We start from the raw sequence: 3,322 nt of genomic DNA on the forward strand, positions 1-3,322 counted from the left end.
CGTCGGCGACGGCTCCCACGACGTGCGGGACCTGCGACGGGCTCGCGCCGGTGTCGACCACGTCGGCGAGGACGACCGTGATGTTGTCGGGGCCGCCGCCGCGCAGCGCGTAGTCGACCAGCGCGTCGCACGCCTGCTCCGGGTCCACGACCCCTGCGAGCGTGTCGCGGATGGTGTCCTCGCTGACCACCGAGGAGAGCCCGTCGCTGCAGAGCAGGTAGCGGTCACCGGGGCGCGCCTCGCGGACCGACAGGTCCGGCTCGACGTCGCCGCGCCCGTCGAGCGCGCGCGTGATGAGCGAGCGCTGCGGGTGGTGGTCGGCCTCCTCGCGGGTGATGCGGCCCTCGTCCACCAGCGTCTGGACGAACGTGTGGTCGTGGGTGATCTGCTCGAGCCGGCCCTCGCGCAGCAGGTAGGCGCGCGAGTCGCCGACGTGGACGACACCGAGCCGGGAGCCGCTGCGCAGCAGCGCGGTCAGCGTCGTGCCCATGCCCTCGAGGTGCGGGTCGCCGCCGACCATCAGCCGGAGCTGCTCGTTGGCCCCCTCCACCGCGCTGCGCAGCCGGCCGAGCAGGTCCGGGCCCGGGGCGTCCTCGTCGAGCGCCGCCAGCGTGGCCACGGCCACCGAGCTGGCCACCTCGCCGGCGACGTGCCCGCCCATGCCGTCGGCGACGACGAGCAGCCGCGGCCCGGCATATCCGGAGTCCTCGTTGCCCTGGCGGAGCAGGCCGACGTTGGAGCGGGCGGCGAAACGGAGCGCGGTGGCCATCGGCGCTACTTCCGCAGCTCGAGGACGGTGCGGCCCACGCGGACCGGCGTGCCGATGCGGACGGCCGTCGGGCCGGTGGCCTTCTCGCGCTCGACGTAGGTGCCGTTCGTGGAGCCGAGGTCCTCGACGTACCACTGGCCGTCCTGGCCGAAGAAGCGGGCGTGGTGGCCCGAGGCGTAGTCGTCCTCGAGCACGATCGTGTTGTCCGAGGAGCGGCCGACCGTGACCGGCGTCCCGCCCAGCTGCACCGTCGTGCCGGCGAGCGCGCCCTGGGTGACGACCAGCGTCCCGGGCTCGCCCCGGCGCGGCCGCGACGGGCGCTTCGGCGCAGCGGCCGCCGCCCGCCCGGCGCTCTTGGACTGGGCCTTCGCGCCGCGCGGCAGTCGCTGGCCGAGCCGGGTCCCGAACAGGTCCGAGCGCATGACGGTGACGGTCGTGAGCACGAACACCCACAGCACCGCGAGAAAACCCAGCTTGATGACCCCGAGGGTCAGCCCCGACAGCTCCCCCATGTCACCGGAGCCCGGGGATGACGTCGTCGCGGCCACCGTCGTCGCGGCCACCGTCGGCCCAGCCGTCGTCGGCCCGGCCCTGGGCGGGCGCGCCCGCGAGCCGGAACACGACGGTGGTGCGGCCGAGCACGAGCTCGTCGCCGTCGTGCAGGTCGACGTCGCGGACCCGCTGGCCGTGCATGAGCGTGCCGTTCGTCGAGCCGAGGTCGACGAGCCGGGCGCGGCCGCCCGCGACCTGGACCTGCGCGTGCCGACGCGAGACGCCGGGGTCGTCGATGCGCACGTCGACCTCGGTCCCGCGTCCGAGCACCGTCACCGGGCGGTCGAGCGGGAAGCGGGCGGTGCCGACCTCGAGGTACGCCGCCGGCGCGGCCGGGCGCGGGGGCTGTGCGGGCTGCGCCGGCGTGGCGCGGGGCGCGGCGGGAGGGGCGTACGCGGCCGGCGGCGCGGGGGGTGCGTACGCCGGCGGCGCGGGCTGCGGCCGGGGGGCCGGAGCGGGGCGCGCCGAGCCGGCGGCCGCGGTGCCTGACGCGGGACGGACGGTGCTGCGTACGCGGAACATCCCGGTGTCGAGGTCGTCGTGCAGCTCGAAGGCGACCCGGATCGGGCCGACGGGCGTGTAGCGCTGGGCCTCGGCGTGCTCGCGGACCATGTCGGCGAGCTCGGCGGCGAGCGGCTCGGAGTAGGGCGAGAGGCGCTCGTTGTCGCGCTTGCTCAGCTCCACGACGAACTCGTTCGGGGTCATGGTGTGGGTGCGGGAGACGATCTGCGCCTTGTCGTCGGTCTCGCGCTGCAGGGCCGCGGCGATCTCGACGGGCTCGACCTCGCTCTTGAAGGCGCGCGCGAACGCGCCGTTGATGAAGGTCTCGATGCGGCGCTCGAACCGCTGCAGGACGCCCACGCCGCACCTCCTCGTCATCTCCGCCGGCCGCTGCCCGCTTGTGCCCGCCTTCCAGCCTGCCCACCCGTGGTGCCCGATCGTATCGCCGTCGAGACGGGCCACTGCCGACTGCTACCCTGGCTAACGCACGCAGCCCACCGGGTGTGCGCATGCGCGAGTGGCGGAATGGCAGACGCGCTGGCTTCAGGTGCCAGTGCCCGAAAGGGTGTGGGGGTTCAAGTCCCCCCTCGCGCACCCACGATGTGAGCCGGTCCTTCGGGGCCGGCTCTCGCCGTTTCCGGGCGTTCTCCCGCGGAACCGGCCGTGACGGCGTGGTCGACTGGTCCTCGCCGGGCCGTGCTGGATGTGCCGCTTCGGGCCGTTCCCTGCGTTTTGCCCTGGAGATGCGCCCTCCGGGGCTAGGTTCGGCCCACGGTGTGACGTCCGTCTCGCGAGTCGTCACCTCAGCCGAACGACTCGGGGGAGCTTCCGGTGCCGGTGGACGTGGCCCTGGGCCATGTGGTCGAGCAGCAGGCGGTGTGGTCGGTCGCCGCCTCGCGGGCCAAGAGCTCGATCTTCCGCTGGCGCACCACGGCGCTCGTCCTCGGCATGGTCGGCGCGGCGTCCGGCGCCCTCGCCGCCCAGACGTTCTCGGCCGGGTCCGCGCCGGCGCGCACCGCCGCCGTCGTGGGCGCGGTGTGCCTCGCGCTCGTGCCGGTCGTGCTGCAGCAGCGGGCAGGCCTCGCCGCCACCACCGCCTGGATCCGCAAGCGGTCGGTGTCCGAGGAGCTCAAGTCCCAGATGTTCCTCTACCTCACCCGGACCGAGCCCTACGACGGGCCGGACGCGAGCGAGCGCCTCGCGGACGAGGCGCAGCGGGTGATCGGTGACGCGGCCGAGCTGCAGGGTGCGACGGCGGGCATCACGACGAGCGCCCGCCCGCCCGCGGTCACCGACATCGAGAGCTACGACCGGCTGCGGGTCGTGCAGCAGATCGAGGAGTACTACCGGCCCCGTGCGGCCGAGCTGCAGCGCAAGCTGCGCCTCGCGCAGACCGCGGTCTACGGCTTCGCCCTGCTCGGCGCCGCGCTGGCCGCGGCAGCGGCGGCGGTCGCCGAGGACATCCAGCGCCCGGTCGCCGTGTGGGTCCCGGTCGCGACG

Annotated in this window: 4 protein-coding genes and 1 tRNA gene; 2 read left to right on the top strand and 3 right to left on the bottom strand. The window is 74.9% G+C overall.

Going from position 1 to position 3,322, the window contains the following annotated elements:
* From G9H71_RS21660 to G9H71_RS21670, 3 genes are all read right to left on the bottom strand, one after another.
* The coding region (locus tag G9H71_RS21660; protein WP_166284843.1) for a Stp1/IreP family PP2C-type Ser/Thr phosphatase at positions 1–769 on the bottom strand (769 nt) is incomplete at its 3' end.
* Between the two features lie 5 nt (positions 770–774).
* Positions 775–1,272, bottom strand: coding sequence for an FHA domain-containing protein FhaB/FipA (locus tag G9H71_RS21665; RefSeq protein ID WP_166284846.1), 498 nt, complete (start codon positions 1,270–1,272; stop codon positions 775–777).
* 10 nt (positions 1,273–1,282) lie between these two features.
* Entirely contained in the window at positions 1,283–2,182 is a 900-nt protein-coding gene (locus G9H71_RS21670; RefSeq protein WP_166284844.1) for an FhaA domain-containing protein, read from the bottom strand.
* A gap of 151 nt (positions 2,183–2,333) precedes the next feature.
* Between G9H71_RS21670 and G9H71_RS21675 the strand changes: the two genes are divergently transcribed.
* Both G9H71_RS21675 and G9H71_RS21680 read left to right on the top strand, forming a co-directional pair.
* Positions 2,334–2,416, top strand: a tRNA-Leu gene (locus tag G9H71_RS21675).
* Positions 2,417–2,653: 237 nt separating this feature from the next.
* Positions 2,654–3,322: DUF4231 domain-containing protein (locus G9H71_RS21680; protein WP_166284845.1), on the top strand; the 669-nt coding region annotated here is incomplete at its 3' end.

Source organism: Motilibacter deserti (assembly GCF_011250635.1).
Classification (GTDB): Bacteria; Actinomycetota; Actinomycetes; order Motilibacterales; family Motilibacteraceae; genus Motilibacter_A; species Motilibacter_A deserti.